Source organism: Methylobacterium sp. E-066 (assembly GCF_022829635.1).
Taxonomy (GTDB): domain Bacteria; phylum Pseudomonadota; class Alphaproteobacteria; order Rhizobiales; family Beijerinckiaceae; genus Methylobacterium.
Genome location: NZ_JAKSYO010000183.1, coordinates 210472 through 233479, shown reverse-complemented (window position 1 = coordinate 233479; position 23008 = coordinate 210472). Strand labels below are relative to the sequence as shown.

Sequence of the window (23008 nt, the reverse complement as noted above, 5' to 3'; positions counted from 1 at the left end):
GTCGTGTCGCGGGCTACGGCTTGAGCACTTGTTGCGCCGAAGAAATCGGCTGTCGGCCGATCGAGTAGGTCGGCGATCCGCTCAAGTTGGGCGTGCATACGCACCTCGTCATCATCACTCCCTTCGCCCATGCGGCCAGCTCTTACTTAACTGTGGTTACTCACACTATACACGGTCTCGATCACGGCGCGAAACCAACCGTGTTCAATGGCGCAAGATCAGCTTGGTGAATGCCAGCGCTCGTCAGCCAGCATGACCGTGCAGCCCGACGATAGTCGCATTAATTCCGGATGCAATCTGCGCCGCGGCCTCATCGCGCAAGCGATAAGTCGTAGCCGATTTCCAGCCCATCTCGCGGATGAGCTCCTGAAAGCTCTCCCGTTCCGCTCGGCATCGTGCCCAGGCGAGTAGTACGTCTCGCTTTCTGGTCCAGTCCGGATCGGCGATGTCGAGATACTCGTTCAACCAATTAAGCGGCCGGATCTCAGCCGCACTGCGCGTCTTCGGGTTGGTCTTGAACGCTCGCTTGAGCCATAGCAGCACGTCGCCGCTCGTCCAGGAGGGCGTGTGACCGAGGCCTACGGGGAGTGGTGGACCTTCCTGGCGGGGCAGCATCGAACGCGGTGGCGCGGCCCACATCGCCGCTGCCCGTTCCTAGCATGTTCCAATTCTCGATGCCGTTGCCACTATGCCAGCCTAAGGCTTCGTTCGATTGTAACCGTCGTGTCGATCAGAGATCGAACACTGCACCTAGCCAGATCCCGAGGCTCATGCCGGCGAGGAGCACGAGAGTGAGCCCGATGTGTCTCAACCGCATGTTCTAACCATGTCACCTCCGTCGAACACGTGGCCTTTCAAACGCCTTGTGTGCAGCCATGTCCGTATGGGAATTCGGCAGACCATCCCTCTCGGATGCATCTCCCCATTCAGGGCGACGTCGGTGGCGGCCGATACCTAGGGTGGCCCTCGGTGCGTTCGCCCCGCGCAGCCTCCCAAAACAGCTCGGCATAATACTTGAACCCGTCCGCCGTATCCCGCGGGTTGTAGGCGGTGGCGAGCACGGCGTGGAACAACTCGCTGACCAGGGTCGCCATGTCCCCGTAGAGGGCCTCGACGTCCGCGTCGATCTGGTCCGGGGCCTCGGGTTGGACCGGGTTTTTCGCCCGGTGCGCGAGGTGCTCGTGCCGCAGCTTGCGCAGGTACGCCAAAGTCGGCTCCCCCGCACCGCCCTTCGAGTACCTGTCGATGATTTCGAAAGCCTTATCGACGTGGACCTGTAGACTCCTACGTAGCCCGTCCTCGTCGCCGAACGGCCAGGTCTTTATGCGGTCAGCGACGAGGGCATCGAACACCTTCGGCGTCCGCAGTTGCCGCCCGATCTCCTCGAGCCGCAGCTCGTCTTTTCGCGATCCCCAGAGCCTCATCAGCCCGAGGTAGACCTCCCGCCGGAGTGCGATGCGGATCAGGTGGTAGGCGTGTCCGGCGAACGAGGGCAGCATCCTCGCCCGCAGGTCGGCATCGAAGGCCGCCGGTCGCCACACCTCGTGGAACTGCATTACGGTATCGAATTCATTTCCAGCGGCCCGCACTTGCCCTTTGAGTTCTTCGACGACCGTGCTCATACGACCTCCCTCAGCATTGTCACCCAACCGCTGCTGAAAAACTCAGCTATATTCCTCGTGCGATCACAGTTCCGATTTCTAGGGGCTCGCTCGTCGGAAGCTTTATTTATTGGCGTGTCATGCACCGCCGCGATCCGAGTTCGACTCCTTTCCCCTCCGCGCTTTTCAGCGGTCGCCACCCATGCGTAGTGCCTCCGCATCCTCGGCAGACAATAGCGGCCGTGCGGACGGCAGATGCCGCAGGATCGTGGCGTCACGCACGGCGCGGGCGGCCTTAGCCTCCTCGGCCTCCTTGGTTTCACCGGGGCACTTGCCGCACCAGAGTGCGGCAGTTTCGAATGCCTCGATCGCTGTTAGGATGTCAGACGGCAGCTTCGTGCTCATGTCGTCTCCCTGTTCGAAAGAGTTCCCGTCCGCCTACGCGCCGCCCTCGTCCACATCGTTTCCGTTGTACTCGACGATCGGCTGATGCTCGTCGCCGGTAGCGAAGATCACGACGTCGCCCGGGCCGATGTCCCGGCGGGCCCGGCGGTCCCAGCGTCGGTGGATGAAGCGGGGACCGCCGAAGATCCGGTAGGCGTTCCAGTAGCGATCGTCCCGGAAGCCGACGTAGTGGACGCATCGTGGGGCGGGATGCTCCGGCATGGTCTGTCAAACGCTACCGCCGGCCTACTCCGCCGCCTGCTGCACCCTGCGGCCCGGCCCGCCCAACCCGATCGCCTTCGAGATCTCCGAACGCCGCGCGCTGTAGGCCTGCGGCACGAGCGGATAGTCGGCCGGCAAGCCCCACTTCGCCCGGTAGGCCTCCGGGGTGATGCCGATCTCGGTGAGGTGTCGGCGCAGGACCTTGTAGGGGCGTCCGTCCTCGAAGCTGATGAGCGCGTCGGGCTGGATCGAGGCGCGGATCTGGGCGGGGGTGGGCCGGTGGGCCGCGTTCGCGTGCCCCAGCCCGCACAGCGCCCCGTGGAGCGTCGTGAGCAGCGTCGGCAGCTCGGAGGCCGCCACGTGGTTGTGGGCGACGTAGGCGGCCGCGAGGTCGGCCGTGCGGGTGATCAGGCGTTCGTTGGTGGTGGCCATGGGGATTTCCTCCGTGAGCTTTGGGCGATCGAGCGCCGGGGTGGATCGTCAGGCGGCCGACGCGGCCGCGGGCGGGAGCGCCGACGGGAAATTCCAGCCGTCGGCGCGGTTGAGCTCCGATCGAATCGGGGTCGGCATCGGCTTGCCGAGGTTCCGGTAATGCGCGGCCCAGGCGTCCCACTCGGGGGAACCGTCGCGGATGAACACGCGCTGGGGCGGGGCGCCGGGCCCGGACGCAGCCGGGGCGAGGGCGAGCTCGCCGTTGCGCCAGCGGCCGTCCCGGAGCCAGCGCTGCAGCGCCTTGGCCTGGCTGCGCAGCTGGGTGCAGGAGGCGGCGTAGGCCACCGCCGTGCGAATCGCGGTCTCCTGCTCGGCCGCCGTCAGATCGGCGAAGCGGGTCAGCGCTTCGGCCCGGCCGGCGGTCAGGCGGCCGCTGGCCGGGTAGGCGGTCCACAGCCGCTCGAATCTGGCGAGCGCGGCGAGATCCAGCGGCACCGCGGGCGGCACTGCCCCTCGGCAGCCCCGTTCGGCTCGTGGCCGGCGCTCGGTCGATCGCTCGGGCCGCCGTCCGGCCAAGGCCTCCCGTTCGGAGATCCGTTCCTCGATCGAGCGAGTCCCCCCGGCCACGGGGGGATTAAGGGGGGAGAATCCCTTGGTAGAATCTAGTTCTAAGTAGGCGGTCGGGTTTACCGACTCCGGTTCGACCGACTCCGGTTCAGCCGTGCACGGTTCACCGGGAGTCGGCTGATCCGACTCCGGTACGGGAGTCGGTTTTTCCGCTTCCCGTGCGCCCGGTGTTTCCGCGGCGTTCTGCTCGTCCGGGGTGAGCTCGGGCTCGTCCAGGACGACGTACTCGAACCCGCCGTAGATCCCGCGCGGCCCGCGCGGCAGCTCGTGCCGCTGGATCCAGCCGACGGCGATCAGCTCGCGCATCAGGCGCTGCATCTTCTCAGGGCCGCAGCCGAAACGGCGGCGCAGGTGCTCGGTGGAGATGTTCCAGTCGTGCGGACGCGAGCGCAGGTAGCAGAGCAGCCCGAGGGCATCGAGCTCCAGGCGTTCGTCGGCGAACACCTCGTTGCCGATGACGGTGAAGTTCTTGTTGTGGCGTCTGCGGATGATCGTCATGGGGGCGGCCTTCGTCCGGGCACAGCTTCATTCTCCAGCCGCGAAGCCTGTCCGGCTTCGGGCACGCGAAAAGCCGACGCCGGAATCGCTGGTCGCGAACGGCGGTCGGATCGTCGGGGCGGGTGGGAAGCTCGCGGCGCAGACCGAGCCGTCAGCCTCCGCCGAAAAGGACGGCGTCTGGAGGCGTGGGCTCAGGACCTGCGGAAGGCCGGTTCTCGTCCGGACCGGGCGGCATCAGACCGGGCACGAGGCGGGGACCAACTGCAGGGCGCGCGAAGCTCTCGATGGGCCGGGCGTGGAGGGCCGCGGGGCAAGGGCCAGAGGGTGATCATTGGATCAGGCCTCCGGAGCTGATGCACCGGCGCCGATGCGCGGCGGGCCGTCCGGGCCGGGATCGGGGGCGAGCGCCGCGAGGCGGTCGATCGTGTTGCGCTGGAGGTCCTCGGCCGCCAGGAGGTGATCGAGCACCCGGATGTTGTTGGCCCGGACTAGGATGGCGGTGGCGGACTGGTCGCCGGCGAGGCGAGCGTTCTTGTCGGCGATCTCCTGGCGGAGCTGGGGCAACAGCTCCTCAAGCTTCCAGCCGGTCGGGTTGTCCTTCGCCATCAGCACCGGGACGGTGGGCATGCTCATCAATGACCTCGGGCGGGTTGGCGCACAGGCGCGGAGAGGCCGCCGGACGGCGGCTGGAAGCGATTCAGAGTCCGAGTCTGGCGGGAGTCGGGGCCGCTCCGCGGCCTGCTCCCGGGCGCCACGCTAGGCGTCCGGTCCGGGCGATGCCGGCGGCATCGGCGGGGGTTCGCCGGCTACGCCGAGCTGATCGCGGCGCGGGCATTCGAAGTCGCACCACTCCGAACCTGCATTCATGCAGGTGCCGTCGCCGGTCTGGCCGCAATCGTCGGCCGCATCCCAGTCGTCCGGCTCATCGTACCAGTCGTCGTCCTCGGGATAATCGAGGTCGTGCTCGTCCATCTCGCGCCGGGCTGCAGCTGCCACGCGATCGCTGCACGCCTTGCAAACCCGGTAGACCGGGCCGCTCATGCCCTCTTCGTGGTCCCGGGCCCACGCGAGGTCGGTCGCTTCGCGCTTGCACCAATCGCAGGTGCCGGTGTGCGCTTCCTCGGTGGCCTCGTAAGCGCGATCCGCGTCCAGGCATTCCTGGCACATGAAGATCGTCTCGTAGCCAAAGCTGTCCGTCTCGCCCTGGACGTTGGCGACGGCTGGCCGGTCAGGGTGTTGCTCGCACATCGCGCCATCGGGCAGCGGGTGACGGCGTCCGGGCAGGCCGCTCATGGCCCGAGTATCCACATCGTGGCCAGCAGCGTGCCGGCGACGGCAAACCGGCCGACGTGCAGGACCGCGAGCTGCGGGACGGGGATGCCGCTCCGGACGCGCCGGTGCAGCGCTTCGGATTCGACGGCGGCGATCGCCATGAGGACGGTGGCCGCGATCATTCGGCGGCCTCGCTCATCGCGGCCGGGGCCGCGTACAGATTCGCGAAATCGGGCCGGGCGAGCCGCTGGAACGCCTCGCCGTAGGGCGGGTAGCTGCACGCGCGCACCAGGTCGTAAAAGCCCTCGGGCTTCACGCTGTTGGCCCCAACCGGCCAGTCGTGGTCGGTGCGGGTCGAACGCCCGGCCGCGCGGGTGCGCAGCTCGCCGCGCACAGCGAAGATCACGTGCTCGGTGGTGTTCCGGAAGTAGCGGCCGAAGCCGAGGTCCGGCTTCGTCCAGGTGTGCACCGTCTTGTGCTGGAAGCCCCACCCGGCGAGCAGGCCGAAGGCCAGCTGCAGGGTGTTGTTCGTCGCCCAGAGATAGAGGTGGGCGTTCTCATCCGCCCACGATTCGACCGGCACCGCGGCGATCTCGGCGATCGGCATGGTGGCGTAGTCGTGCCCGCAGGATTCGGAGATGTTATCCTCCTGCCAGGGTGGGTCGAGGACCAAGGTGCGGAAGCGGCCGACGACGGGAGCGAGGTCCAGAATCCGGATCTCGTCGCGCAGGCGCAGGAGCTTGGTGTGCGGGCCGTTGACCTTGCCGGTCCGGTCCATCTCCTCGAGGAGCCGTCCGAACCGGTCTGGGTCGGCCTCGGCCGCTTCGCATACGTCCCGGATCTTCTCGAGCTGCCGGCCGGAGATGTCGAAATGGGCCGCGATCCGATCGAACGTCCGATCCTCAAAGGCCCGCGAAATTTTCGCGGGCCTTGCCCCCGGTTTGACCGGCTTGAGCGGTCTGACGCGGCCGCCCCGGGTCGCCGCCGCCAGCATCCGTTCGTGCGCCGCCGCCCGCTCTCGCTCCAGGAGCGACAGGGCCATGGTGTAGACCTCGCTCGGACGGAACAGCTTCTCGACGCGACGCATCAACGAGCCCTGGAGGGGTGGCGGATTACGAGTGGAGGCGGCGCGCGGCATGGCGCGCCTGGACGTCATGCCGGGGCGGACCCGGAGAACAGGTCGGCGGCCGACGGCGCGAGCGCGGCGATCGCGGCCGGCGGGATCTCGGGCATGGCGGCAGGCGCGACGTAGCCGGCCTCGGTGGGCAGGCGCAGTTCGGGCGGGACGCAGGGCGTGCAGTACCAGACGTCGCCCGGGTAGCCGCGGCAGGCGTGCCTGGTGCTGCCGCAGTTCCGGCAGACATGCGGGGCGGGCCAGAATCCGCGGCGGACGCCGAGGTCGATCGTCGGGGCGGCCATCAGATGAATCCCCGCCGCAGCGGCACGCGCAACGCTTTCTCTGCCGCCCGCCCCTCACGGTGCGCCTGCCAGCGCAGGGCCACGATCAGCGCCACGTCGATCGGCACCGTGATCACGGCGGCGAGGCTCGGGTGCACCATGATCCCCGTGACCAGCAGGACGGCGATCAGGAGCCAGAACGAGGGGGAGCGGGCGGCCATCGGGTCAGTCCTGCGGATTCGCGATGGCCTGGATCTGCGGCTTGGCGGCCGTGAAGGCGCGCAGCAGGCCGTCATAGGCGCGCTCGTTGGCGTTCACCCACGGGATCGCGGTGACGAACAGGGCGTCGACCGCGATGGTGTCGAGCGCCTTGGTGCCGAACACCAGGCCGCCGGGCTGGATTCGCGGCCACGTGCCGGCCGGGATCTCGCCGTAGCCGTAGACCGCCTGGCCCCGGGCGTCCTTGGCCGAGCCGACCATCTCCCGGTCGTCGGAACGCACCAGCACCACCCGGTCGCCCTGGGCCTGGGCGTCGTTCTTGATGAAGGACGCGTTGAGCGCCCCGACCCAGAGCGCGCACTGGACCTGGCTGCCGTCGGCGACCGCCGAGAGGGCGCGCACGCCCGAGCGGGTGTCGACGCCCACGGGCCCGAAGCGCTTCTTGTCGGCGAGCGCGAATGCGTCCCAGGTGGTGCGGCCGCCCGAGCCATCCGGGCCCACCGCGATGGTGTTGGCCTTCCCCAGATCCGTGATCTTCCCGACGCCGGCGGCGCGGTTGCACAACAGGTGGACCTGCTCCTGGTAGAGCACGCCGGCGCGCTCGATGGTGGAGAGCGCGGCCGCGTTCTTCGAGCTGTAGACCAGCAGGGCGTCGGACTGGACGAAAGCGCCGTCGCACTGCCCGGCCGACAGCTTGTCGAGGTTGTCCAGCGACCCTTGCGTCGGGACGACCTCGATCTTCAGGCTACCGGCCTTGCTCTTCAGCATATGGCCGGCCCGGAAGTAGTTGCCGGATTCGGAGCCAGTGCACAGGCGGAAGGTCGGGGGCTCGGCCGCATAGGCGGACGCGGAACTGGCGAGGACGAGGGCGAGGGCGGCGAGCTGGGCGCGCATACGGGTCTCAGGCTCCGGGTGGGGGGTGAAGGTCGGTGTGCTGGCCGCGGGACCACAGGCGCGGGTCCCATTCGCGGGCGCGGTCCTCACAGGCCGCGGCCACCGTGAGGATCGGCGTCGCGACCGAGCCGACGAGCAGGAACGGCAGGGACAGCCAGCGCAGCACCGTCGCGGCGGCGCGCAGCAGATGCCAACGGAGGTTCAACGCGCGCCTCCGTTCATGACGAAGGCAAGCTTCTTCCGGATCGCGGCGGCCTCGGCTTCCAGGCGCTCTTGCTCTTCCTGACGGGCGAGCTCTGCAATCCATGAGTCGGCGTCCTCGCCGAGTACGCCGTCCACGAAGGTCATCCGGTACCGCCGGATGAGGGCGAGCATCGCAGCGCCGTTCGGAACGGAGCCCAGTTCGAGCCACTTCCGCACGGTTTCAGCGGAGACGCCGATCTCGCTGGCTACGTAGAGCGCCGTCTTTTTCGGGTGCTTGCTACGTAAGTACGAAGCAACCCGTTCTCCTAAAGTTCTACCGTCACAAGGTGCGATCCTACCGTTGCTTCGGTCAGACTTTCCCATTGCAGTCCTCGATGCTGTGGGCATCGAGGTTGATCGGCCGATAGGTCCGGTCGGAAACAGCGAGGCGGTCATCGATCGTCCCTCGCGAGGAGGTCGGCAGAACGATGGAGATGATCACGCGCCGGAGCCGGGAAGCTGTTGGGCGCGTGAGGACAAGCGAGGGTGGTCGGCAACATGCCGGCCGCCCTCTCGCTGTTACGGTCGGCGTGCCAACGCAGGGCGAGGTCCGACCAGATGAACAGACCGACCGCGATCGGCAGCGGCACGATCCAAGCGAGCCAGGCGGACGCGGTCCCGGTGGCGATCTGCACCACCAGCAAGACGGCCCAGCCGAGATCCAGGGCGCCGAGGACGAAGCCGATGGCTGCGAGGCCCGCCGACATCAGACGCCTCCCGCAAAGGGGCCGGAGCCCGCAGGCCCCGGCCAAGTGCAAGGGAGGAAACGCCCACCAGGGGCAGGGGTACGGACAGCACAGAACGTGCCGGCCGAAAGGGGGAGGGGCCGGTGAACGCGCAACATCTACGCGTCCTCCGGAATGCCGGGCGTTGGGATCGCGCGCGGCGGCGCCAAGGTCGTCTGAACCTTCTTGCCGTTTGGCAAGATGGCGACCTGGTGCTGGTGCGTGGGCAGGGCCACGCCCACGGCTGCGGCGAGGTTCAACGTCAGCTGCTCGGCCGACGGGACCTGCTCGCCCGGGAGCTTCGTCCGGATATGCCAGAGGCCGAGGATGAAGCCGGCGCCGCGCACGAGCTGCTCGGCGGACAGGGGGAACGCCGACGGCGACGGGATGTGGTGGCCGGCCGTGGTGGTTGGGCTGCCGCAGTAGGGGCAGCAGTTGCGGGAGGCGGTCATGCAGCCTCCGGAGCGGCGGGGGCGAAGCGCTTGGCCCTGCGCTCGCTGGATTGCTCGGCCCAGTCTCGCAGCCCGACCTCGCCGCCGGTCGCTTCTTGGATGCGAACGATCGTCGGGGCGTCCGGCTCGCGCTCGCCGTACTTCCACTTCTTCACGGCGTGCGCGCTGCACTCGCCGAGGCGTTCGGCGAACGCATCGTCGTCGATCCCCTTTTCGCGCATGTAGTCGAGCAACCGCATGCCCCAGTTAATTCCCCGAAACGGGGATGCACGTCAAGCGGAGTCTGTCCCAACTTGGGGAGCGACGAAAAATCGAGGATCGGCGATTGTCCCCGCTATGGGGAAAGACGTTCGGCCGCGGAACAATCTGAAACGCCTCCGTGAGGCATCCGGCATGACGCAGGAGCAGGCCGCGGTCGCGTTTGGCCTGTCTAAGGGCGGCTACATCAAGATCGAAGACGGCGACCGAGGCCTAAAAGCTGAGCGCATCGCCAAGGCCGCCGAGATCTTCAAGGTTCAGCCCGCCGACATCATGGGGGAGTTGGGAGGCGCTACTTCGGATCCGTCGCCGTCGTTCGAGGATGCACTTCTTGAACGCGCCCGAGTAGCCACTGCCGAAAGCGGAGCGGATCTCCTACCTGTCATCGGCGAAGTGGCCGCCGGTCGTTGGCTAGAGATCGACGACTTTGTGGATGAGCCGGCCTTCGACCCGGTTCCGGTTCGCCCCGACCCACGCTGGCCCGCCGAGCATCAGTACGGGCTGCTCGTGAGGGGCGAGTCGATCAATCGCTTCGCGGTGGACGGCGATGTGTTGGTCTGCGTCACCGCCATCCCGACCCGCTACCGGCCGAAGGACGGCGACCTGGTCATCGTCGAGCTGCGCCGCAACGCAGGCCTGCTGCGCCAACGCACGGCCAAGCGGTACCTGCGGACGGAGACGCACGTCGAGCTCTGGCCCGACTCGGATCACGAGCGCTGGCAGAAGCCGATCATCATCCCGAAGGGGCTCACGCCGCTGGAGTTCTTCCTGGAGGAGGAGGGCGGCGGGATCGAGGCTGAAATCGTCGCCTTCGTCACCAGCGCGGTTCGGCAGGTGCAACGGTGGAGGCGGCCGTGATGCCTAGCACGGGATTACGACGGTCGACGCAGGTTGGAGCGTCCGCGTTCGCCCTCTTCTGTGCGGCCCCAGCGTTCGCATGGGACGTCGGGATCCCGGCCGTGGAGGTGGGGCCGCGCGTGACCGCAGGCTCCGCACGGATCGGCGAGCGCGTGGACTGGGGCGCCGGTACCTGCGGCGAGCCGAAGTATCTGAAAGGCACGTGCGTTTGGGAGCTCGGCCAGCAGCTCTCGCTGACAGCCAACACGATCGGCTCGCAATCCGCCTCGACCATGATCGTCAGCCGCTGGTCCCACTTCGATCTGCGGGATGCCACGACGCGAAGGGTGTTCGAGCAGACTTGCCGTGCGCTGGTGGCGGCGCTGCGGCCGGACTGGCCTGCGGCGAAGGTCGGCAAGTTCACCGCGTCGCTGATCGGCCCCGCGCGAAAGGATCACGAGGTGACGGACCAGGCGATCGCCTTCGCTTTCTACACCTGGCCCGAAACGCTCACCTGCGAGGTGCAGCCGGCGTCATGACCCATCCCGTCGTCTCCAATCCCGAAAGAGCTCAGGGCAAGCTGCTTAGGCAAATGGAAGCGAAGTTATTCGGATTTGAGAGGGAGCGAGCGACGCAAGTCAACTTCGCTCTAATCAAAATGCATATCGGCGAATTGTGGTGGATGTAAAATGGCGATCGCTAAAGCTAAGGCCAATCCGACCAAAGCGTTTTTTGTGCACATGATAACCCGCGACATAAATTTATCCGACTGCATACTGGATTTGATCGACAACTCGATAGATGCCGCACGAACAAAAAGTGCATTTACAGCTCCCAGCTTGGATGCCACACCAGATTATAAGCCCTACAGCATCGAAATAAGTATAAGTAAAGATGAATTTCAGATAAAAGATAATTGCGGTGGGCTTTCACTTAGCGACGCGACTGATTACGCCTTCACGTTTGGGCGACGTGATGATGACGAGGCCGACCCATTTACGATTGGTGTGTATGGAATTGGGATGAAGCGAGCCATGTTCAAACTTGGCAAGCGTATTCTCATTCGCAGTACGCACGAAGGCGACCCGTCATTCAAAGCCGTGATCGACGTCGACACTTGGGCCACACGGGAAAGCAAAGACTGGGATTTCGACCTTGAGGCCGATGAAACTATGCCCAGCCCCGGTCTCTCAATATTTGTCAAAGATTTATATAGCGGCATATCGGACGAGTTTGGAAACCCAGCTTTTCTGAATGAGCTAGCGATGACTATAAAGCGCGATTATTCCCGCTTCATCAATTTTGGCTTATCAGTGAAATTGAATGGCGATGTTTTGACGGCGTCAAATCTTCAATTTCTAGAAGGCGAGGGCATTTCCCCGGTCCGGGAAACTCTGGATATTGACGGTGTCACTGTAGAGATACTGGCAGGAATGGCAGCCAAGCCCACAGAGGGGAACGAACCATCCGACCAAGATCCTTACGAAAATAGATACGGCTGGTATGTATTGTGCAACGATAGAGTCGTTGTTGCGGCAGATAAGTCAGAAGAAACCGGATGGGGTGTGAATGGCGTTCCTAGATGGCATCCGCAATATGCCGGCTTTCTCGGCATCCTCTTCTTCTCGTCAAACAATGCAGTCAATCTACCTTTAACCACCACAAAAAGACGCGTCGACCAAAGCTCCAAGATCTATCGTCAAGCACTAGTCGAAGCAAAGCCCATGACGAGAAAGTGGATAGAGTATACAAACGCGCGAAAAATCTCGATCGACGAAGCGCGTAGATTGGAAAATGCTGCCACGGCTAGCTATGCATTTCGCTCAAATATCGGTAAAAATTTTACGTTGCCTACACTGCCCGAGGGGCGAGTCATCAAAGAGCGTAATATCGCATATCGAATGGAGGAAAGCAGAATAAAAAAACTTGCCGAAGCATTTGGATATGCCGGCATGACCGCAAAAGATGTGGGCATACAGTCGTTCGAATTCGCAGAAAAAGAAATGGTATCCTAGTATGCCAAGCTTCGATACGGTCAACTATAGCATAAGAACGAACAAGGCCATTCAGAGGTCGATTATATTCGACAGTCTTGGCGTTGCTTCTAAATACCTTCCTTTGAACGAGCACGTCTATATCGGATTTGGATCGATATGGTTCACTGATTTTATTATAGCCCATAAGCAGCTTGGTATTCAGAATATGCTTTCTATTGAAAGCAATCCGATTGGCGTCAGCCGTGCGAGGTTCAATAGCCCCTTTAGAACCATACGCGTTGAGGAAGGGCACTCGAGTGTGGTCCTGCCAAAAATATTGAATGAAAATTGGTATCCAGGGCGGCCTTGGATCGCGTGGCTGGATTACGATTATGGGCCTGATGACACCGTCAGAGACGACATCGATTTTATAGCCAGCCGGGCACCCGCAAATTCAATTTTGCTTTTGACGGTAAACGTTGGACCAAAATATTTAGGAAATTCTCCACGCCAGCGCGAAGACAACCTACGTAGGACATTTGGTACATCCGTAGCGCACGACGCTGGCAGAGCCCAGTTTGATCAAGAAAGTTACATAAAGACAACGAGTCGGACTCTGACGAATTATGCTCAGGCTAGCGTCGTTGCGGCCGGACGACCACTGACGTTTGTGCCCTGTTTTGATGTTGCCTACAGGGATGGGACCCCGATGCTTACCGTTGGCGGAGCAATTGCAAATCAAGTTGTTCAGCAACACTTGGCGACATTGTCGCAACATAGAACTTGGCCGGGGCGAGCACCAAACCTCATTGAAGTTCCGCCCCTCTCTATTAAAGAAGCCTCTGCTATGCAGAGCCTTCTGCCATTAGGCGCAGCAATACCACGCAGGGATATACAGAGCCTCGGTTTCGATCTTGATGACAAACAGATTGCCGCATTTTGTGATCATTATACACGATATCCGTCATTTATGCAGGTGATATCGTAATGTCGGCGATCGACAGGTTTGCCGAGGGATGGTATGCCCAAGCTCCCGACTTCGGAACGCCCTAAGCAAATGCGTGTCGTAGATTTATTTTGCGGCTGCGGCGGCCTAAGCCTCGGCGCTCACATGGCCGGAATGGAAGTTGCCCTATCTGTTGACAGAGATGGCGTGTTAACGAGTTCCTATGAAGCGAATTTCCCTAGAGCACATCTGCTCCAGGCTGACGTCGCAACTTTGTCGGGTTCCGACCTTCTCCGTTATGCCGGTGGCTCCATTGATGGAATCATAGGCGGCCCGCCCTGCCAGGGGTTTAGCGAAATTGGTTTGGCGGCGCCGGACGACCCACGGCGCGCGTTGCTTGGGCATTTCTTTCGATTGGTCTCGGAGGTCCGGCCGCGGTTCTTTTTGATGGAGAACGTCCGCGGTTTGGTCTTTGAGAAGAACCGCTCTGAATTAGAAGCGGCCCTTGCTCGGGTTCGTGAGCAATACACTCTTTTGGGCCCCACGAAGCTTGACGCCGCCGCTTTCGGCGCAGCAACGACGCGACCGCGGGTTTTTGTGGTTGGGTACGATCACCAGTTTATGGATCCCTTTTCAATCGACGACGTCAGAGCTTTTGGCAGGCCGCCGGCAAATGTCCTCGACGCGATCGGAGATTTGCAGGATGCCGTGACTGACGGCGTCTGTTTCAACGGGTTCGATTGGTGGCGCTATTCATCGCACGTCCCACCCTCTCTCTACGCCCGACGCCTTAGAGGCACACGCCGACTTTTCACCGGGCACCGACGTGTTCCCCACGCTCCCGCAATCGTTGAGCGTTTTGCAGCAGTGCCGCCCGGCGGAAGAGATCGGATCGGCCGCCACATCCGCCTCGACTGGAATAAGCAATGTCCGACCTTGCGTGCCGGTACCGGGCCAGATCGAGGATCGTTTCAGGCGGTCCGACCGCTTCATCCATCAGAGCCACGCGTGATCACCGTGCGCGAAGCGGCTCGCCTCCAAGGCTTCCCAGACCGCTTTCAATTTCACCCGACCGCGTGGCACAGCTTCCGCATGATTGGGAATAGTGTCTCACCGATTATCGCCGAGCGTGTGCTCAAGGCTATCCGCCTGCGCGCTGAAGCAGTGCCGTTGGCTGCGGAGTAACGTGGTTGACCGGTTAACAACGGAGGCTCGCTCCCGCCTGATGGCGGCGGTGAAGGGGCGCAACACAACCCCGGAGATGGCGGTGCGACGCCTTGCCCATGCGCTGGGCTACCGCTTCCGCTTGTGTCGCAAGGATCTGCCCGGCAGCCCAGACCTCGTCTTCTCATCACGGAGCAAGGTGATCTTCGTCCACGGCTGTTTCTGGCACCGGCATCCCGGCTGCCGCAAGGCGTCGACGCCTTCCACCCGCGTGGATTTCTGGCAAGCCAAGTTCGACCGTAACGTCGAGCGTGACCTGCGCAATGGGGTCCGGCTGATGGCTGCTGGCTGGGATGTTCTGGAAATCTGGGAATGCCAGACGCGGGATAGGGAGCGGCTCGCGGCGACACTGCAGGATTTTCTCGGGGCGCCCGGTATTCAAAACGGCAGCTGATCCGCCACCCCCGCCGGCACCGTCCCGAAGATCGCCAGCGTGACTGGCTCTCCGCCATCGTCGTAGTCCGGATCTAACACCGTGCGGGTGAAGGCGGCCGCGCCGATCGCCCGGCCGATCCGAACTTTTTCCTCGGCCACCTTGCATGCCTCCGCTGCTCCATTGCACTCGACGTAGCGGCCTTGAGCTAGTTTACCCTTCAATAGAACGAACAACTGCACACCGTGGGCGACGATTGGCTTCAAGGCCATTAAGGCGTTCCTCAGGACTTCGTTAGAGCCATCGAAACGCGGTATTAAGAACAAAGCAAGAACGCTCTGCGACGCCTGTGGATGAGTGTGGATAGACCGGTAGCGCAAATTCCCCGAAATGGGGTTGACTGAGTTCCCCGTTTTGGGGAGGATGGGTCATCAAAGCCGTCGGAGGCCCTGATGCTCACCGCCTACCTCGACCACCTCCAGCACGCCTCGGCGACCGCTCAGATCGCCGGCACCCTCCTGTCGGCTCTGTTGGTCGGCCTGGGGCCCTTCGCGGTCGCCGCCCTGATCGACCGCGTGCGGGTCGCCCGGCGCGTGTCGCAGGGAGCCCACTGACATGGCCGCCCCGCTCCCCCGCGGCACCCGCATCGGCCGCCCGCTCCCGAACGGCGCCCTCGTCTCCGGCGCGATCCTAGGCCCGGCTTTCGGCGAGGGCTTCTACTGCGCCGCGCTCAACGGCCCGGGCGGGACGGAGATCGTCTGCATCCACGTCGACGAGGTCCTGGTGGATCCGGTGTTCGCGGATCTCCGGACGGCGGCGGTGGCGCTGCGGGATCTTGATCGGCGGTCTGCGCCGGTCGTTCGGACGCGGCGTGCCGTGGGGGCGTTCTGATGCCCGCCCGGCAGCGCACCAACTTCTCCGGCAAGGTCCGGGGTCAGGCGTGGGATCGCGCTGGCGAGCGCTGCGAGGGCGTGCTCCCGAATGGGGAGCGCTGTGGCTGCGAGCTGCGCGCCGGCTTCTACGTCTTCGATCACATCCTGCCCGATGCGCTTGGCGGCCGCGCCACGCTCGAGAATTGCCAGGTGATCTGCCGCGACTGCGACAGACCCAAGACGGCCGCCGATCAGGGCGCCATCGCCGACAACCGCCGCCTCTTCCAGGCCCACAAGGGTCTGCGCGCGCCCCGCAAGCCGATGGCCTGCGGCCGCTTCAGCCCCGTTCGGCGCGGCATGGACGGCAATCGGTACGACCGCGCCACCGGCGCTTGCCTGTCCCGTCGCGGCTCGATCGACGTGAGGGATCTCTGATGGCGGCCGCCCCGATGTTCGGCGGCTTGCCGCTGGCCCATGCGCCGATCGCCTCGATCCCGGCGCTGACGCACTACAGCGACCGGGCAACCCCGCACGTCTACTCCGTCGGGCAGAACCCGCGGCCCCATTTCAAGCCGCTCGGCCTCTGGGTGTCGATCGACGCCGGGAGCGTCAGCTGGCCTGACTACATCGAGTCTTCGGACAGTTGGGCCCATCGGCTTCGCGTCATCCATGACGTACACCTCGCGCCCGACGCGCGGATCCTGCTGCTCGCCACTGTCGAAGACTTCGACGCTTTTGCCGGCCAGTACGGTCGCAGCGAGCGCACCGCGCCGCCCGGCTACCACTACTACATCGACTGGAAGGCGGTCGCCGAGGCTTACCAGGGCATCGTCATCGCGCCCTATCGGTACGACCGCCGGCTCGACGGCGGTCTCTGGTACTACGGCTGGGATTGCGCCTCGGGCTGTATCTGGGATGCAGACGCGATCGCGGCGATCACGGTGCGCTCGCCCGCTTCTGCGGGAGCCGTCGTATGAGCGCCCCCGCCCAGCGCCAGCCCGACTTCGGCACCTACCGCCTGGACCAGCTCGGCTTCTGCCAGTGCCGGTACCCGGGCGCGCTCGTCCGGGGCGAGCACCGCTTCTGCGGCCGCCCGACCGTGATGACCGACGCGAACAAGTACGGCTCCTGGTGCGACGAGCATCTGCCCGTGGTGTTCACGCCGCGGGCTGTCGTTGCTCGCCGCAAAGCGGGAGGCGCCTGACATGCCAGGTCGCCGCTTCACTCCCGAGCAGCACGAGCAGATGGCCGAGATGCGCGAGAAGGGCCGCACCTACGGCCAGATCGCGCTAGCGTTCGGCTGCTCGGAGTCGACCGCCTATTGGACGTGTCTGCGGCTCGGCGCCGATCGCCCGGGTTCCCGGCCGCTCCAGTCCCACGCCGCCGGGCCCGAGGTCGTTCTGCGCAACGGCCGCCCGGTCCGTCGCTACTCCGCCGAAGAGGATGCCCAGCTCCTCGCCCTAGCGGAGGAGGGCAGGGGCGACAGCGAGATCGGCCACATCATCGGCCGTCGGCCCAACTCGGTCCGTGCCCGGTTGGCGACCCTTGCCCGCCATGAAGCCCGGTCGGAGGCCGCCTGACATGCCCCACGCCAAGGAGCATCCGCTCGCTGGTCGCCGCGTCGTCCCCGACGCCCAGACCGGGGCTACCGTCTACGTCGTGGATTGGCTCGATCGCCTCCCCAACGCTGGCTACCTGCTACGCGCCGGCAATCCGGTCGGAGACGCCTTCCGCCGCCGCATCGCGGGCCTCGACCTGCACGTGTCGGGCGCCGTGCTCGCCCATGCCGCCCCCGGCGTCGCCCTCGTCCACCACGCCGAGCTGCCCGCCTACGACCCCGTCCCCGTGGGAGTGATCTCGTGAGCAACGCCATCGATCTCCTCGAGGAGGACGTGCGCGCTGGCGCCATCGCCTTCCTCTCCGAAATGGCCGGACGGGACCTCGCGGCCGCCGATCTCGCCGCCACCGAACCCGAGCGCTTCGACGACGCCGTAACCATGGCCCGCCGGATCCTCCAGGCGGTCGACGCCGCCCGGGCCGCCGCGCCTCCGACCCCGCGTCAGACCGGCCCGCTCAACGGCGCCGACGCCCAGGCCCTGCGCCTCGACCTCGGCGCCGATGCCGTCGTCATCACCGCCTGGATGCCCGGCGACGGCGCCGTCGACATCGCGCTCGCGGCCTCCGGCAATCGCACGCTCGCCCGCCGCTGCGCCTCGGCACCGGCCGAGGCCTTGGCGGCGGCGATCGCTGCGGCGCTCCCGGCCCTGTCCGCCGATCCCGCCCCGGAGACCTCCGCGTGACCCATCCCGCCGTGCTGAACCACGCCTTCATTGGCGAGCTAGAGAACACCGTCGCCGACTTCGCGGGCGGGCGCGCCACCTGCACGGTGACGCTGCCCGTCGAGGAACTGGCGGCCTTCAACGGGACCGTCGGCTTGCCGCCTCGGACCCAGGATCGCGGCCGACCCGGCGCCGCGTGCCGCCTGGTGCTCCTGCCGACGTACGGACCTTCGGACCCGGCGGAGCCCTGTGAGATTGCGATGGCGGCCGCGGCCGACGCGCTCATCCATCTGCTGCAGGCGAACCGGCTGGCCCGCTCTCCGCTCCGCGGCGGCGTTTGGGAGCGCCTGCAGCGCTTGGACGCCGTGCTGTCCGATCTCGGGATCGCGAGCGAGGCGCGTCGTGCCGACATCACCCGTGCGCCAGGAGGCAGCTTGTGATAAGCGCCACCGCATCCCGCTCCGCCGAGCTCCTGACCCAGATCGCGGCGACGCTGAATGTCCCCGTCGACACCTTCCTGGCGCCGATGGGGGCCACCAAGCCTGCAGCTGCGGCGCTCACACCCCACCGCCAGGTCCTGACGGCCGCCCTCGACGCCGCGCGCCGGGATCTCCCGCCCCGCGATCCCGGCGACGTCGCAGCGATGATGCTGCACATGGGGATCGACGCCCAGGAAGCGATCCTGCTGGGCGTCGCCGACATGCTCGACCACGGAGTTGCCGGCGGAGAGATCCGGGAGGCCATCGCGGCCGCTCTTGGCAATGCCGTCCTGGCGCACGCGATGTCGTTCATGGCCGGCGATCGCACCGCAGCCGCGGCCGAGGCCACCGCGCTGATGATCGGCATCTCCAGCTTCCTTCGGGATGCCTTCGGCCGGGCGGATCTCGACCGCTTCGTCACGCGCTCGGCGGCGCCGGCGCGGATGGGGCAAGCCTGATGGGCTGGCCCGCGTGCGACCAACGTCGGCACCCGGTCTCCGGCGTGCCCTACGCCGTACTGCGAGAGCGCGCCCGGGCCATGCGCCTGGAGATCGGCGCGAGTTTGGACGCGATCGCGGCCGAGCTCGGCGTGACGACGGCCGCCGTTTCCAAGTGGGTCAGCGATCTGCCGGAGCACGCGGCGATCGTCGAAGCCAACCACCAGGCCCGCGCCGAGCGCCGGCGCCTCTATCCGGTCGGGACCCGCCCCTACGTCACGAAGCTGATCCGTGCCGGCATCGCGCCGGCCGAGCGCATCCGCCTCGCGCAGGAGGCGGCGCGATGACCGGCCGCTCTGCGCCCCTCGCCCTCGCCATGGCGCTCCTCGTCCTGTCGATCGTCGTCGCGATCATCCTCATCCCCTGGCTGGACGAGATGCTGAACCGGGCGATCGCGCGGAAGGCAGCGGCAGAAGGGGCGGCCAACGACAACGCCAGGGCTGCGGCCCGTGAGGCCGAGAGGCGGATCGGATGACGGCTCGCGCCAGCAAGCCCCTCCCGCCCCCGACCATGCGCGAGCGCGCTGCCGCAGCGATCGCCGCCCGTGCGCTGCGCGCCGCCATCGCCGATCCCTCCACCATGGTCGAGCGCCACGTCGTGCACGCCGATCTGCCCCGGCCCCGTCGCGGAGAATGGTGGGAGACCTGGACCAACCTGCCCGGTTTCATCCGGGTCAACGGGCGCCGTGGCTACTACCGGCACGCCTGCCTGCCCGGCTGGACGTACGCCCGCGCCGAGATCGTGCCGGAGATGATCCCGGACCTGGAGCTCCTGGCCGAGCGCGGCGTGCGGCCGACCGAAGCTACCAGCGGGCAGGCGGCATGAGCGCGTCGAGCAAGCACCACCGGTCCACCCCGACCGAAGTCATCTACTCGCTCTGGCTGACCTTCAGCCAAGACGGGAACGTCCGCCTCAATCGCGAGTCGCCGCGCCTATCGCCTGACGAGCGCGCCATGCGCGTCGAGGTCCGGCTCCCGAAGGCGCTGTGGAACATCCCGCAGCTGTCGGCCGAGATCACGGTCCCGGATCCGGGCCAGCCCGGCGCGATCGCCGCCCGCATCGAGCAGTTCGCCGAGCAGCTGAAGACAGCCGTCGGCTGCAACGTGGTGCTGACCGTGAAGCCCACCGAGGAGCAGCGTTGATGGCTGGGAAGAAGCGCCCCTACGACATCGCCGACCTGGACTACCAGGCGCAGCAGCGCATCGAGGCGATGAAGAGCCAGCTGATCATCGCCCTGGTCAACCGCCTCGGCGGATCCCTGGAGATGCCCGTCGAAGAGGTCGACGGCACGGGCGCGTTCGTCCTGCTCATGGGCGCGGACGACACTGCGAAGACCTTCTCGTTCCGGGTCGAGCGGAAGGAGCGGTGAGTGTGACCGGGTCAAGCATCCTGACGCGCGAGATGATCAAGGCGGCGACTGACACCGGCACGCAGATCGCGTCACTGAAGGACACGTCCTTCAGGGGCCATCGACCGTCCGGCGTCGAGCAAGACGCGAACCTTGCGCATCGCATGCCGAACGATGTCGGGGCGTGCCACGTCGTTCGAGTGCTCAGCGGCGAAACTGTCCAGCGCTTCCGTGATTTGATCCTCGATTGCGTCCATCAGGGCGAGACCGTCCGATCCCTCAAGACGCAGATGAGCCCCGGCGAGCGTCAGGAAGGCTGCGCTGGCGAGAAGAAACGCCACGCCATTCGCCTCCTGCGCCGCGGCAGTGGTTGCCTCACCACAGCTTGCAACGTCGTCAGGGCGTTCCGTGATCATCAGTGTGCGCTCCTAAATTCAATCGAGCGCACGTATGACTTAGTCTCCGGAAGATACGCAGGTGTGAATACTGCGCAATATTCGCGATTTCTTTCTGCCTATACAATACAGAGGTGTATGTTGGCCCTCAGTATGCATCTTAGGGTTGTCTTGGCGGATGTATCGATCCGGGATCCGATCGTAGCAACGGGAGGCGCCCGTGGCTGAGGTCAGCAAGTCCCCGTGCGAGTCCGGCCGCACTATGCGGATCATGCTCAGCACAGCGATGCAGGACCAAGTGCGCAAAGCCCCGCGCACCGTCGTGGTGGACCGGGTGCCGTGGGAGCTATTCAACGAGCAGTCCGCACGCGCCAGGTGCCAGAGCAACCACGACCAGACGATCGAGCGGATCTCGGAGCGCGGCGGCTTCGATGCCACGGAGGCCGTCGGAGTCCTGAGCGGCCTCACCTGGTCAGAGCTCAGCCTCATCCGTGAGGATCACGCGCACCGCATCCTCTCCCAGATGGTGCACCTGTTCCGCCGCGGCGTGCTCACCGGCCGGCTTTCGGTGGATGGAGCAGCCCTTTGAAGGCGACCTCCGTCCCGATCGGGGTCGCCGAGGTCGCCGACGGCTTCTTGTTGGGCCTGCCCCGGCAGTTCTGGCTGGCGGTCGGCCTGCGCAAGACGTTCCCGCGCATGCGGGCCGCACCCCAGGCCTGGACGTACCTGGTGCCGCCCGGTCGGAACGTCGCAGCGCGGATCGAGGGCTGGATCGCCGAGGTCGAGCTGCAGGTGCGGGCCGAGGCGCGCCGCCGGTCGTGGACTGCGACCGACGCCGAATGGACCGGCGCCGGCGAGCCCGAGGCGCCCCGCCCCGTATCGGCCGAGCCGGCGATCGTCGTCCTGCCCAAGAAGCGGACCGCAAAGCCGGTGCTGCAGCTGCTCGCCGAGCTCGCCGCCGGTGCGGTGATGGTGTCGACCGTCAGCCCGGACGGCGTTCGCGGCTACCGCTTGGCGCCGTCCGGCCGGCGCGTGCGCACGACGGCGGCCGAGCGCGCGATCGCCCTGCGCTTGATCGCGCCGGGCAACGACGGCCTGTTCGGGCCGGAGTGGTCGCAGACCTGGCGTGCGCCGACGCCTGAAGAGATCGCTTTAGCCGAGCCGCGGCCGGGAAAAACCAAGGTGAAAACCAAGACCGCAGCCAAGCGTCGAGCCCCCCCCGAGGGCTCAGCATCATCCGTCACCCGTCCCCTGTAGCGCCTGAGGAGGTTCGCAGATGCCAGCCCCGTCCCTCGTCCACGCCGCCCGCAAAGCTCCCGACGCGAACCGTCACATCTTCCGTATGGCCCGCATCATGTCCGAGCGGAAGAACGGTCCAGAGGGCGCGTGCACGGCCGTTCACTTATTCCAGGCCGGCTACACCGAAGCCCAGGTCCACGCCTACCGTGATCCGGCCCGTGCGCTCCTGCAGGGCCTGCCGCTGACGGGAGATCCGCCCGGCCGGCGCGAGGCCGAGGCGGCGGTCGAGGCGATCCGGGAGATCCGCTTCGTGCGCGCTGCCGATCGCTTCCTGGCGCAGCGGGCGTGGGCGCCGCCGGTCGTGAGCGAGTCGACCGACCTCGGGGTGGCGCCGTGAAGACGCGCCTCCTCGTCCTGGAGCCCGCCGGCGATCCGCTCGTACGTGTCGTCGACATGGCCGGCGAGCCGGGCCTCGCCGAGCTGCGCGACGTGCTGGAGCCGATCCTCGGCGGACGGCCGGAGCACGTGGCCGTCCTCCACGAGGGACGGCGCGCCGACATGTTCGTCCACGAGGGCGGGCATGGCGAAGGCCTGCTGCGCAACGACGCCGCCACCGCGATCTACCGCGCCTCCTGGATGGAGAGGCACCCGTCCGATGACCCTGAAACGCAACCCTGGATCGCCGGCCCCGCCGTCGTCTTCGGCCGCACCGTGTGGAGCTGAAGCGCCATGGCCTGCGACTGCATCACCGAGTTGAACGCCGCCCTGGCGGATCGGAACACCAAGATCCAGCCGACCATCGTCTTCGGCACATCGGAGCGGCCGGGCTTCACGACCGTGACGATCGTCACGGAGAAGATCGCCCCGCGCGGCAAGCGAGGGGTCGTGCCGCTCCCGAGCTTCTGCCCGTTCTGCGGAGAGCCGTACGAGTTCACGGCCACGGACGCCGATGCTGGGGGTTCGGTCGGGCAGGTGGCGGCATGACCGCGGGCCTGTCCACATCGGGCGACGTCTCTTCTACCGAGGGCGTGGCCGCCGACGAACTGAAGCAGTTCATCGAGCGCCTGGAGCGCCTTGAAGAGGAGAAGGCCGGCATCATGGGCGACATCAAGGAGGTGTTCGCCGAGCTGAAGGGCCGCGGCTTCGACGCGAAGGCCGTGCGCACGATCATCCGGATCCGCAAGCAGGACCACAGCGAACGCCAGGAGCAGGACGCGATCCTGGAGCTGTACCTGCAAGCGCTGGGCATGGCGTAGCG

At 66.0% G+C, this 23008-nt stretch carries 47 protein-coding genes; 27 read left to right on the top strand and 20 right to left on the bottom strand.

The annotated features are described in order from the left end of the window. Positions 1-243: 243 nt before the first annotated feature. The 18 genes from MKL20_RS27230 to MKL20_RS27145 form a co-directional block, all read right to left on the bottom strand. A complete protein-coding gene (locus tag MKL20_RS27230) occupies positions 244-543 on the bottom strand; it encodes a hypothetical protein (RefSeq protein WP_244039273.1) in 300 nt (99 codons plus the stop codon). Positions 544-926: 383 nt separating this feature from the next. After that, the gene (locus MKL20_RS27225) at positions 927-1622 is read right to left on the bottom strand and encodes a hypothetical protein (RefSeq protein ID WP_244039272.1); all 696 of its coding nucleotides are present in this window, start codon (positions 1620-1622) and stop codon (positions 927-929) included. A gap of 165 nt (positions 1623-1787) precedes the next feature. Beyond that, positions 1788-2006 (bottom strand): hypothetical protein, encoded by a 219-nt coding sequence (locus MKL20_RS27220; protein WP_244039271.1) that lies wholly within the window; start codon positions 2004-2006, stop codon positions 1788-1790. Positions 2007-2039: 33 nt separating this feature from the next. After that, the gene (locus MKL20_RS27215; RefSeq protein WP_244039270.1) at positions 2040-2267 is read right to left on the bottom strand and encodes a hypothetical protein; all 228 of its coding nucleotides are present in this window, start codon (positions 2265-2267) and stop codon (positions 2040-2042) included. A gap of 24 nt (positions 2268-2291) precedes the next feature. After that, positions 2292-2699, bottom strand: coding sequence for a MucR family transcriptional regulator (locus MKL20_RS27210; RefSeq protein WP_244039269.1), 408 nt, complete (start codon positions 2697-2699; stop codon positions 2292-2294). Between the two features lie 48 nt (positions 2700-2747). Continuing rightward, a complete protein-coding gene (locus MKL20_RS27205) occupies positions 2748-3824 on the bottom strand; it encodes a helix-turn-helix domain-containing protein (RefSeq protein WP_244039268.1) in 1077 nt (358 codons plus the stop codon). Between the two features lie 336 nt (positions 3825-4160). Continuing rightward, positions 4161-4457, bottom strand: coding sequence for a hypothetical protein (locus MKL20_RS27200; RefSeq protein WP_244039267.1), 297 nt, complete (start codon positions 4455-4457; stop codon positions 4161-4163). A 123-nt stretch (positions 4458-4580) separates the two neighbouring features. Then, the gene (locus MKL20_RS27195) at positions 4581-5117 is read right to left on the bottom strand and encodes a hypothetical protein (protein WP_244039266.1); all 537 of its coding nucleotides are present in this window, start codon (positions 5115-5117) and stop codon (positions 4581-4583) included. Next, a complete protein-coding gene (locus MKL20_RS27190) occupies positions 5114-5278 on the bottom strand; it encodes a hypothetical protein (protein WP_244039265.1) in 165 nt (54 codons plus the stop codon). Before MKL20_RS27190 ends, MKL20_RS27195 begins: the two co-directional genes overlap by 4 nt. Beyond that, on the bottom strand, positions 5275-6183 hold the full coding sequence (locus MKL20_RS27185) for an MT-A70 family methyltransferase (protein ID WP_244039264.1): 909 nt from the start codon (positions 6181-6183) through the stop codon (positions 5275-5277). The genes MKL20_RS27190 and MKL20_RS27185 overlap by 4 nt, the downstream gene beginning before the upstream one ends. 65 nt (positions 6184-6248) lie before the next feature. Beyond that, positions 6249-6515, bottom strand: a complete 267-nt coding sequence (locus tag MKL20_RS27180) for a hypothetical protein (protein WP_244039263.1) — start codon at positions 6513-6515, stop codon at positions 6249-6251. After that, positions 6515-6715 (bottom strand): hypothetical protein, encoded by a 201-nt coding sequence (locus tag MKL20_RS27175; RefSeq protein ID WP_244039262.1) that lies wholly within the window; start codon positions 6713-6715, stop codon positions 6515-6517. Before MKL20_RS27175 ends, MKL20_RS27180 begins: the two co-directional genes overlap by 1 nt. Positions 6716-6719: 4 nt before the next feature. Continuing rightward, complete coding sequence (locus MKL20_RS27170) at positions 6720-7607, bottom strand: TAXI family TRAP transporter solute-binding subunit (RefSeq protein ID WP_244039261.1); 888 nt, start codon at positions 7605-7607, stop codon at positions 6720-6722. 7 nt (positions 7608-7614) lie between these two features. Further along, on the bottom strand, positions 7615-7812 hold the full coding sequence (locus MKL20_RS27165) for a hypothetical protein (protein ID WP_244039260.1): 198 nt from the start codon (positions 7810-7812) through the stop codon (positions 7615-7617). Next, positions 7809-8246, bottom strand: coding sequence for a hypothetical protein (locus MKL20_RS27160; RefSeq protein ID WP_244039259.1), 438 nt, complete (start codon positions 8244-8246; stop codon positions 7809-7811). Before MKL20_RS27160 ends, MKL20_RS27165 begins: the two co-directional genes overlap by 4 nt. Further along, complete coding sequence (locus MKL20_RS27155) at positions 8243-8557, bottom strand: hypothetical protein (RefSeq protein WP_244039258.1); 315 nt, start codon at positions 8555-8557, stop codon at positions 8243-8245. The genes MKL20_RS27160 and MKL20_RS27155 overlap by 4 nt, the downstream gene beginning before the upstream one ends. A gap of 137 nt (positions 8558-8694) precedes the next feature. Then, positions 8695-9027, bottom strand: coding sequence for a hypothetical protein (locus tag MKL20_RS27150; protein WP_244039257.1), 333 nt, complete (start codon positions 9025-9027; stop codon positions 8695-8697). Further along, complete coding sequence (locus tag MKL20_RS27145) at positions 9024-9266, bottom strand: helix-turn-helix domain-containing protein (protein ID WP_244039256.1); 243 nt, start codon at positions 9264-9266, stop codon at positions 9024-9026. The genes MKL20_RS27150 and MKL20_RS27145 overlap by 4 nt, the downstream gene beginning before the upstream one ends. On the opposite strand from MKL20_RS27145, the gene MKL20_RS27140 reads away from it, so the two are divergent. From MKL20_RS27140 to MKL20_RS27115, 6 genes are all read left to right on the top strand, one after another. Further along, positions 9265-10143, top strand: coding sequence for an XRE family transcriptional regulator (locus MKL20_RS27140; protein ID WP_313902755.1), 879 nt, complete (start codon positions 9265-9267; stop codon positions 10141-10143). The two genes, MKL20_RS27145 and MKL20_RS27140, sit on opposite strands and share 2 nt — an antisense overlap. Before the next feature lie 119 nt (positions 10144-10262). Continuing rightward, on the top strand, positions 10263-10661 hold the full coding sequence (locus MKL20_RS27135; protein ID WP_244039254.1) for a hypothetical protein: 399 nt from the start codon (positions 10263-10265) through the stop codon (positions 10659-10661). Between the two features lie 150 nt (positions 10662-10811). Beyond that, complete coding sequence (locus tag MKL20_RS27130) at positions 10812-12137, top strand: ATP-binding protein (protein ID WP_244039253.1); 1326 nt, start codon at positions 10812-10814, stop codon at positions 12135-12137. Between the two features lies 1 nt (position 12138). After that, positions 12139-13086 carry an O-methyltransferase gene (locus MKL20_RS27125; protein WP_244039252.1) on the top strand — a complete coding sequence of 316 codons (948 nt, stop codon included), beginning with the start codon at positions 12139-12141 and terminating at the stop codon, positions 13084-13086. Positions 13087-13119: 33 nt separating this feature from the next. Next, complete coding sequence (locus MKL20_RS27120) at positions 13120-14229, top strand: DNA cytosine methyltransferase (RefSeq protein WP_244039251.1); 1110 nt, start codon at positions 13120-13122, stop codon at positions 14227-14229. A 1-nt stretch (position 14230) separates the two neighbouring features. Then, positions 14231-14662: a very short patch repair endonuclease gene (locus tag MKL20_RS27115; RefSeq protein ID WP_409568205.1), complete on the top strand. Its 432-nt coding sequence runs from the start codon at positions 14231-14233 to the stop codon at positions 14660-14662. On the opposite strand, the gene MKL20_RS27110 is transcribed toward MKL20_RS27115, so the two are convergent. Next, complete coding sequence (locus MKL20_RS27110; protein WP_244039249.1) at positions 14647-14913, bottom strand: hypothetical protein; 267 nt, start codon at positions 14911-14913, stop codon at positions 14647-14649. The two genes, MKL20_RS27115 and MKL20_RS27110, sit on opposite strands and share 16 nt — an antisense overlap. A 180-nt stretch (positions 14914-15093) precedes the next feature. Here MKL20_RS27110 and MKL20_RS27105 point away from each other — a divergent pair, with 180 nt between their 5' ends. Genes MKL20_RS27105 through MKL20_RS27035 form a run of 15 tightly spaced genes read left to right on the top strand, consistent with a single transcriptional unit; the run spans position 15094 to position 20137 of the window. Further along, positions 15094-15255, top strand: a complete 162-nt coding sequence (locus MKL20_RS27105) for a hypothetical protein (protein ID WP_244039248.1) — start codon at positions 15094-15096, stop codon at positions 15253-15255. Between the two features lies 1 nt (position 15256). Further along, positions 15257-15532 (top strand): hypothetical protein, encoded by a 276-nt coding sequence (locus tag MKL20_RS27100; RefSeq protein WP_244039247.1) that lies wholly within the window; start codon positions 15257-15259, stop codon positions 15530-15532. Beyond that, positions 15532-15948, top strand: coding sequence for an HNH endonuclease (locus tag MKL20_RS27095; protein WP_244039246.1), 417 nt, complete (start codon positions 15532-15534; stop codon positions 15946-15948). The genes MKL20_RS27100 and MKL20_RS27095 overlap by 1 nt, the downstream gene beginning before the upstream one ends. Continuing rightward, on the top strand, positions 15948-16490 hold the full coding sequence (locus MKL20_RS27090; protein ID WP_244039245.1) for a hypothetical protein: 543 nt from the start codon (positions 15948-15950) through the stop codon (positions 16488-16490). The genes MKL20_RS27095 and MKL20_RS27090 overlap by 1 nt, the downstream gene beginning before the upstream one ends. Beyond that, complete coding sequence (locus MKL20_RS27085) at positions 16487-16717, top strand: hypothetical protein (protein ID WP_244039244.1); 231 nt, start codon at positions 16487-16489, stop codon at positions 16715-16717. The genes MKL20_RS27090 and MKL20_RS27085 overlap by 4 nt, the downstream gene beginning before the upstream one ends. A gap of 1 nt (position 16718) precedes the next feature. Further along, positions 16719-17093: a hypothetical protein gene (locus MKL20_RS27080; RefSeq protein ID WP_244039243.1), complete on the top strand. Its 375-nt coding sequence runs from the start codon at positions 16719-16721 to the stop codon at positions 17091-17093. 1 nt (position 17094) lies between these two features. After that, entirely contained in the window at positions 17095-17376 is a 282-nt protein-coding gene (locus tag MKL20_RS27075; protein ID WP_244039242.1) for a hypothetical protein, read from the top strand. Next, positions 17373-17813: a hypothetical protein gene (locus MKL20_RS27070; RefSeq protein WP_244039241.1), complete on the top strand. Its 441-nt coding sequence runs from the start codon at positions 17373-17375 to the stop codon at positions 17811-17813. The genes MKL20_RS27075 and MKL20_RS27070 overlap by 4 nt, the downstream gene beginning before the upstream one ends. Next, positions 17810-18232: a hypothetical protein gene (locus MKL20_RS27065; RefSeq protein ID WP_244039240.1), complete on the top strand. Its 423-nt coding sequence runs from the start codon at positions 17810-17812 to the stop codon at positions 18230-18232. The genes MKL20_RS27070 and MKL20_RS27065 overlap by 4 nt, the downstream gene beginning before the upstream one ends. Next, entirely contained in the window at positions 18229-18729 is a 501-nt protein-coding gene (locus tag MKL20_RS27060; protein ID WP_244039239.1) for a hypothetical protein, read from the top strand. The genes MKL20_RS27065 and MKL20_RS27060 overlap by 4 nt, the downstream gene beginning before the upstream one ends. Then, a complete protein-coding gene (locus tag MKL20_RS27055) occupies positions 18729-19055 on the top strand; it encodes a helix-turn-helix domain-containing protein (RefSeq protein ID WP_244039238.1) in 327 nt (108 codons plus the stop codon). Before MKL20_RS27060 ends, MKL20_RS27055 begins: the two co-directional genes overlap by 1 nt. Then, positions 19052-19243 (top strand): hypothetical protein, encoded by a 192-nt coding sequence (locus MKL20_RS27050; protein WP_244039237.1) that lies wholly within the window; start codon positions 19052-19054, stop codon positions 19241-19243. Before MKL20_RS27055 ends, MKL20_RS27050 begins: the two co-directional genes overlap by 4 nt. Continuing rightward, on the top strand, positions 19240-19593 hold the full coding sequence (locus MKL20_RS27045; RefSeq protein WP_244039236.1) for a hypothetical protein: 354 nt from the start codon (positions 19240-19242) through the stop codon (positions 19591-19593). Before MKL20_RS27050 ends, MKL20_RS27045 begins: the two co-directional genes overlap by 4 nt. Then, complete coding sequence (locus MKL20_RS27040) at positions 19590-19910, top strand: hypothetical protein (RefSeq protein WP_244039235.1); 321 nt, start codon at positions 19590-19592, stop codon at positions 19908-19910. The genes MKL20_RS27045 and MKL20_RS27040 overlap by 4 nt, the downstream gene beginning before the upstream one ends. Next, complete coding sequence (locus tag MKL20_RS27035; RefSeq protein WP_244039234.1) at positions 19910-20137, top strand: hypothetical protein; 228 nt, start codon at positions 19910-19912, stop codon at positions 20135-20137. The genes MKL20_RS27040 and MKL20_RS27035 overlap by 1 nt, the downstream gene beginning before the upstream one ends. 71 nt (positions 20138-20208) lie before the next feature. Here the strand turns inward: MKL20_RS27035 and MKL20_RS27030 are convergent, their stop codons facing one another. Then, positions 20209-20532, bottom strand: a complete 324-nt coding sequence (locus MKL20_RS27030) for a hypothetical protein (RefSeq protein ID WP_244039233.1) — start codon at positions 20530-20532, stop codon at positions 20209-20211. 199 nt (positions 20533-20731) lie between these two features. On the opposite strand from MKL20_RS27030, the gene MKL20_RS27025 reads away from it, so the two are divergent. Genes MKL20_RS27025 through MKL20_RS27000 form a run of 6 tightly spaced genes read left to right on the top strand, consistent with a single transcriptional unit; the run spans position 20732 to position 23006 of the window. Continuing rightward, entirely contained in the window at positions 20732-21100 is a 369-nt protein-coding gene (locus MKL20_RS27025; RefSeq protein ID WP_244039232.1) for a hypothetical protein, read from the top strand. Beyond that, positions 21097-21768 (top strand): hypothetical protein, encoded by a 672-nt coding sequence (locus MKL20_RS27020; protein WP_244039231.1) that lies wholly within the window; start codon positions 21097-21099, stop codon positions 21766-21768. Before MKL20_RS27025 ends, MKL20_RS27020 begins: the two co-directional genes overlap by 4 nt. Before the next feature lie 19 nt (positions 21769-21787). Then, positions 21788-22147: a hypothetical protein gene (locus MKL20_RS27015; RefSeq protein WP_244039230.1), complete on the top strand. Its 360-nt coding sequence runs from the start codon at positions 21788-21790 to the stop codon at positions 22145-22147. Further along, positions 22144-22473 (top strand): hypothetical protein, encoded by a 330-nt coding sequence (locus tag MKL20_RS27010; RefSeq protein WP_244039229.1) that lies wholly within the window; start codon positions 22144-22146, stop codon positions 22471-22473. The genes MKL20_RS27015 and MKL20_RS27010 overlap by 4 nt, the downstream gene beginning before the upstream one ends. A gap of 6 nt (positions 22474-22479) precedes the next feature. Then, positions 22480-22734 (top strand): hypothetical protein, encoded by a 255-nt coding sequence (locus MKL20_RS27005; RefSeq protein ID WP_244039228.1) that lies wholly within the window; start codon positions 22480-22482, stop codon positions 22732-22734. Next, a complete protein-coding gene (locus MKL20_RS27000) occupies positions 22731-23006 on the top strand; it encodes a DUF2312 domain-containing protein (protein WP_244039227.1) in 276 nt (91 codons plus the stop codon). Before MKL20_RS27005 ends, MKL20_RS27000 begins: the two co-directional genes overlap by 4 nt. The last annotated feature ends 2 nt before the right edge of the window (positions 23007-23008 follow it).

Bases quoted from the DNA above. Each gene is read 5' to 3' on its own strand.
- MKL20_RS27225 (WP_244039272.1), bottom strand. From the start codon at position 1,622: ATGAGCACGGTCGTCGAAGAACTCAAAGGGCAAGTGCGGGCCGCTGGA.
- MKL20_RS27220 (WP_244039271.1), bottom strand. From the start codon at position 2,006: ATGAGCACGAAGCTGCCGTCTGACATCCTAACAGCGATCGAGGCATTC.
- MKL20_RS27215 (WP_244039270.1), bottom strand. From the start codon at position 2,267: ATGCCGGAGCATCCCGCCCCACGATGCGTCCACTACGTCGGCTTCCGG.
- MKL20_RS27210 (WP_244039269.1), bottom strand. From the start codon at position 2,699: ATGGCCACCACCAACGAACGCCTGATCACCCGCACGGCCGACCTCGCG.
- MKL20_RS27205 (WP_244039268.1), bottom strand. From the start codon at position 3,824: ATGACGATCATCCGCAGACGCCACAACAAGAACTTCACCGTCATCGGC.
- MKL20_RS27200 (WP_244039267.1), bottom strand. From the start codon at position 4,457: ATGAGCATGCCCACCGTCCCGGTGCTGATGGCGAAGGACAACCCGACC.
- MKL20_RS27195 (WP_244039266.1), bottom strand. From the start codon at position 5,117: ATGAGCGGCCTGCCCGGACGCCGTCACCCGCTGCCCGATGGCGCGATG.
- MKL20_RS27190 (WP_244039265.1), bottom strand. From the start codon at position 5,278: ATGATCGCGGCCACCGTCCTCATGGCGATCGCCGCCGTCGAATCCGAA.
- MKL20_RS27185 (WP_244039264.1), bottom strand. From the start codon at position 6,183: ATGCGTCGCGTCGAGAAGCTGTTCCGTCCGAGCGAGGTCTACACCATG.
- MKL20_RS27180 (WP_244039263.1), bottom strand. From the start codon at position 6,515: ATGGCCGCCCCGACGATCGACCTCGGCGTCCGCCGCGGATTCTGGCCC.
- MKL20_RS27175 (WP_244039262.1), bottom strand. From the start codon at position 6,715: ATGGCCGCCCGCTCCCCCTCGTTCTGGCTCCTGATCGCCGTCCTGCTG.
- MKL20_RS27170 (WP_244039261.1), bottom strand. From the start codon at position 7,607: ATGCGCGCCCAGCTCGCCGCCCTCGCCCTCGTCCTCGCCAGTTCCGCG.
- MKL20_RS27160 (WP_244039259.1), bottom strand. From the start codon at position 8,246: ATGACCGCCTCGCTGTTTCCGACCGGACCTATCGGCCGATCAACCTCG.
- MKL20_RS27155 (WP_244039258.1), bottom strand. From the start codon at position 8,557: ATGTCGGCGGGCCTCGCAGCCATCGGCTTCGTCCTCGGCGCCCTGGAT.
- MKL20_RS27150 (WP_244039257.1), bottom strand. From the start codon at position 9,027: ATGACCGCCTCCCGCAACTGCTGCCCCTACTGCGGCAGCCCAACCACC.
- MKL20_RS27140 (WP_313902755.1), top strand. From the start codon at position 9,265: ATGCCCCAGTTAATTCCCCGAAACGGGGATGCACGTCAAGCGGAGTCT.
- MKL20_RS27145 (WP_244039256.1), bottom strand. From the start codon at position 9,266: ATGCGGTTGCTCGACTACATGCGCGAAAAGGGGATCGACGACGATGCG.
- MKL20_RS27130 (WP_244039253.1), top strand. From the start codon at position 10,812: ATGGCGATCGCTAAAGCTAAGGCCAATCCGACCAAAGCGTTTTTTGTG.
- MKL20_RS27125 (WP_244039252.1), top strand. From the start codon at position 12,139: ATGCCAAGCTTCGATACGGTCAACTATAGCATAAGAACGAACAAGGCC.
- MKL20_RS27120 (WP_244039251.1), top strand. From the start codon at position 13,120: ATGCCCAAGCTCCCGACTTCGGAACGCCCTAAGCAAATGCGTGTCGTA.
- MKL20_RS27110 (WP_244039249.1), bottom strand. From the start codon at position 14,913: ATGGCCTTGAAGCCAATCGTCGCCCACGGTGTGCAGTTGTTCGTTCTA.
- MKL20_RS27105 (WP_244039248.1), top strand. From the start codon at position 15,094: ATGCTCACCGCCTACCTCGACCACCTCCAGCACGCCTCGGCGACCGCT.
- MKL20_RS27100 (WP_244039247.1), top strand. From the start codon at position 15,257: ATGGCCGCCCCGCTCCCCCGCGGCACCCGCATCGGCCGCCCGCTCCCG.
- MKL20_RS27095 (WP_244039246.1), top strand. From the start codon at position 15,532: ATGCCCGCCCGGCAGCGCACCAACTTCTCCGGCAAGGTCCGGGGTCAG.
- MKL20_RS27090 (WP_244039245.1), top strand. From the start codon at position 15,948: ATGGCGGCCGCCCCGATGTTCGGCGGCTTGCCGCTGGCCCATGCGCCG.
- MKL20_RS27085 (WP_244039244.1), top strand. From the start codon at position 16,487: ATGAGCGCCCCCGCCCAGCGCCAGCCCGACTTCGGCACCTACCGCCTG.
- MKL20_RS27080 (WP_244039243.1), top strand. From the start codon at position 16,719: ATGCCAGGTCGCCGCTTCACTCCCGAGCAGCACGAGCAGATGGCCGAG.
- MKL20_RS27075 (WP_244039242.1), top strand. From the start codon at position 17,095: ATGCCCCACGCCAAGGAGCATCCGCTCGCTGGTCGCCGCGTCGTCCCC.
- MKL20_RS27055 (WP_244039238.1), top strand. From the start codon at position 18,729: ATGGGCTGGCCCGCGTGCGACCAACGTCGGCACCCGGTCTCCGGCGTG.
- MKL20_RS27050 (WP_244039237.1), top strand. From the start codon at position 19,052: ATGACCGGCCGCTCTGCGCCCCTCGCCCTCGCCATGGCGCTCCTCGTC.
- MKL20_RS27045 (WP_244039236.1), top strand. From the start codon at position 19,240: ATGACGGCTCGCGCCAGCAAGCCCCTCCCGCCCCCGACCATGCGCGAG.
- MKL20_RS27040 (WP_244039235.1), top strand. From the start codon at position 19,590: ATGAGCGCGTCGAGCAAGCACCACCGGTCCACCCCGACCGAAGTCATC.
- MKL20_RS27035 (WP_244039234.1), top strand. From the start codon at position 19,910: ATGGCTGGGAAGAAGCGCCCCTACGACATCGCCGACCTGGACTACCAG.
- MKL20_RS27030 (WP_244039233.1), bottom strand. From the start codon at position 20,532: ATGATCACGGAACGCCCTGACGACGTTGCAAGCTGTGGTGAGGCAACC.
- MKL20_RS27015 (WP_244039230.1), top strand. From the start codon at position 21,788: ATGCCAGCCCCGTCCCTCGTCCACGCCGCCCGCAAAGCTCCCGACGCG.
- MKL20_RS27005 (WP_244039228.1), top strand. From the start codon at position 22,480: ATGGCCTGCGACTGCATCACCGAGTTGAACGCCGCCCTGGCGGATCGG.
- MKL20_RS27000 (WP_244039227.1), top strand. From the start codon at position 22,731: ATGACCGCGGGCCTGTCCACATCGGGCGACGTCTCTTCTACCGAGGGC.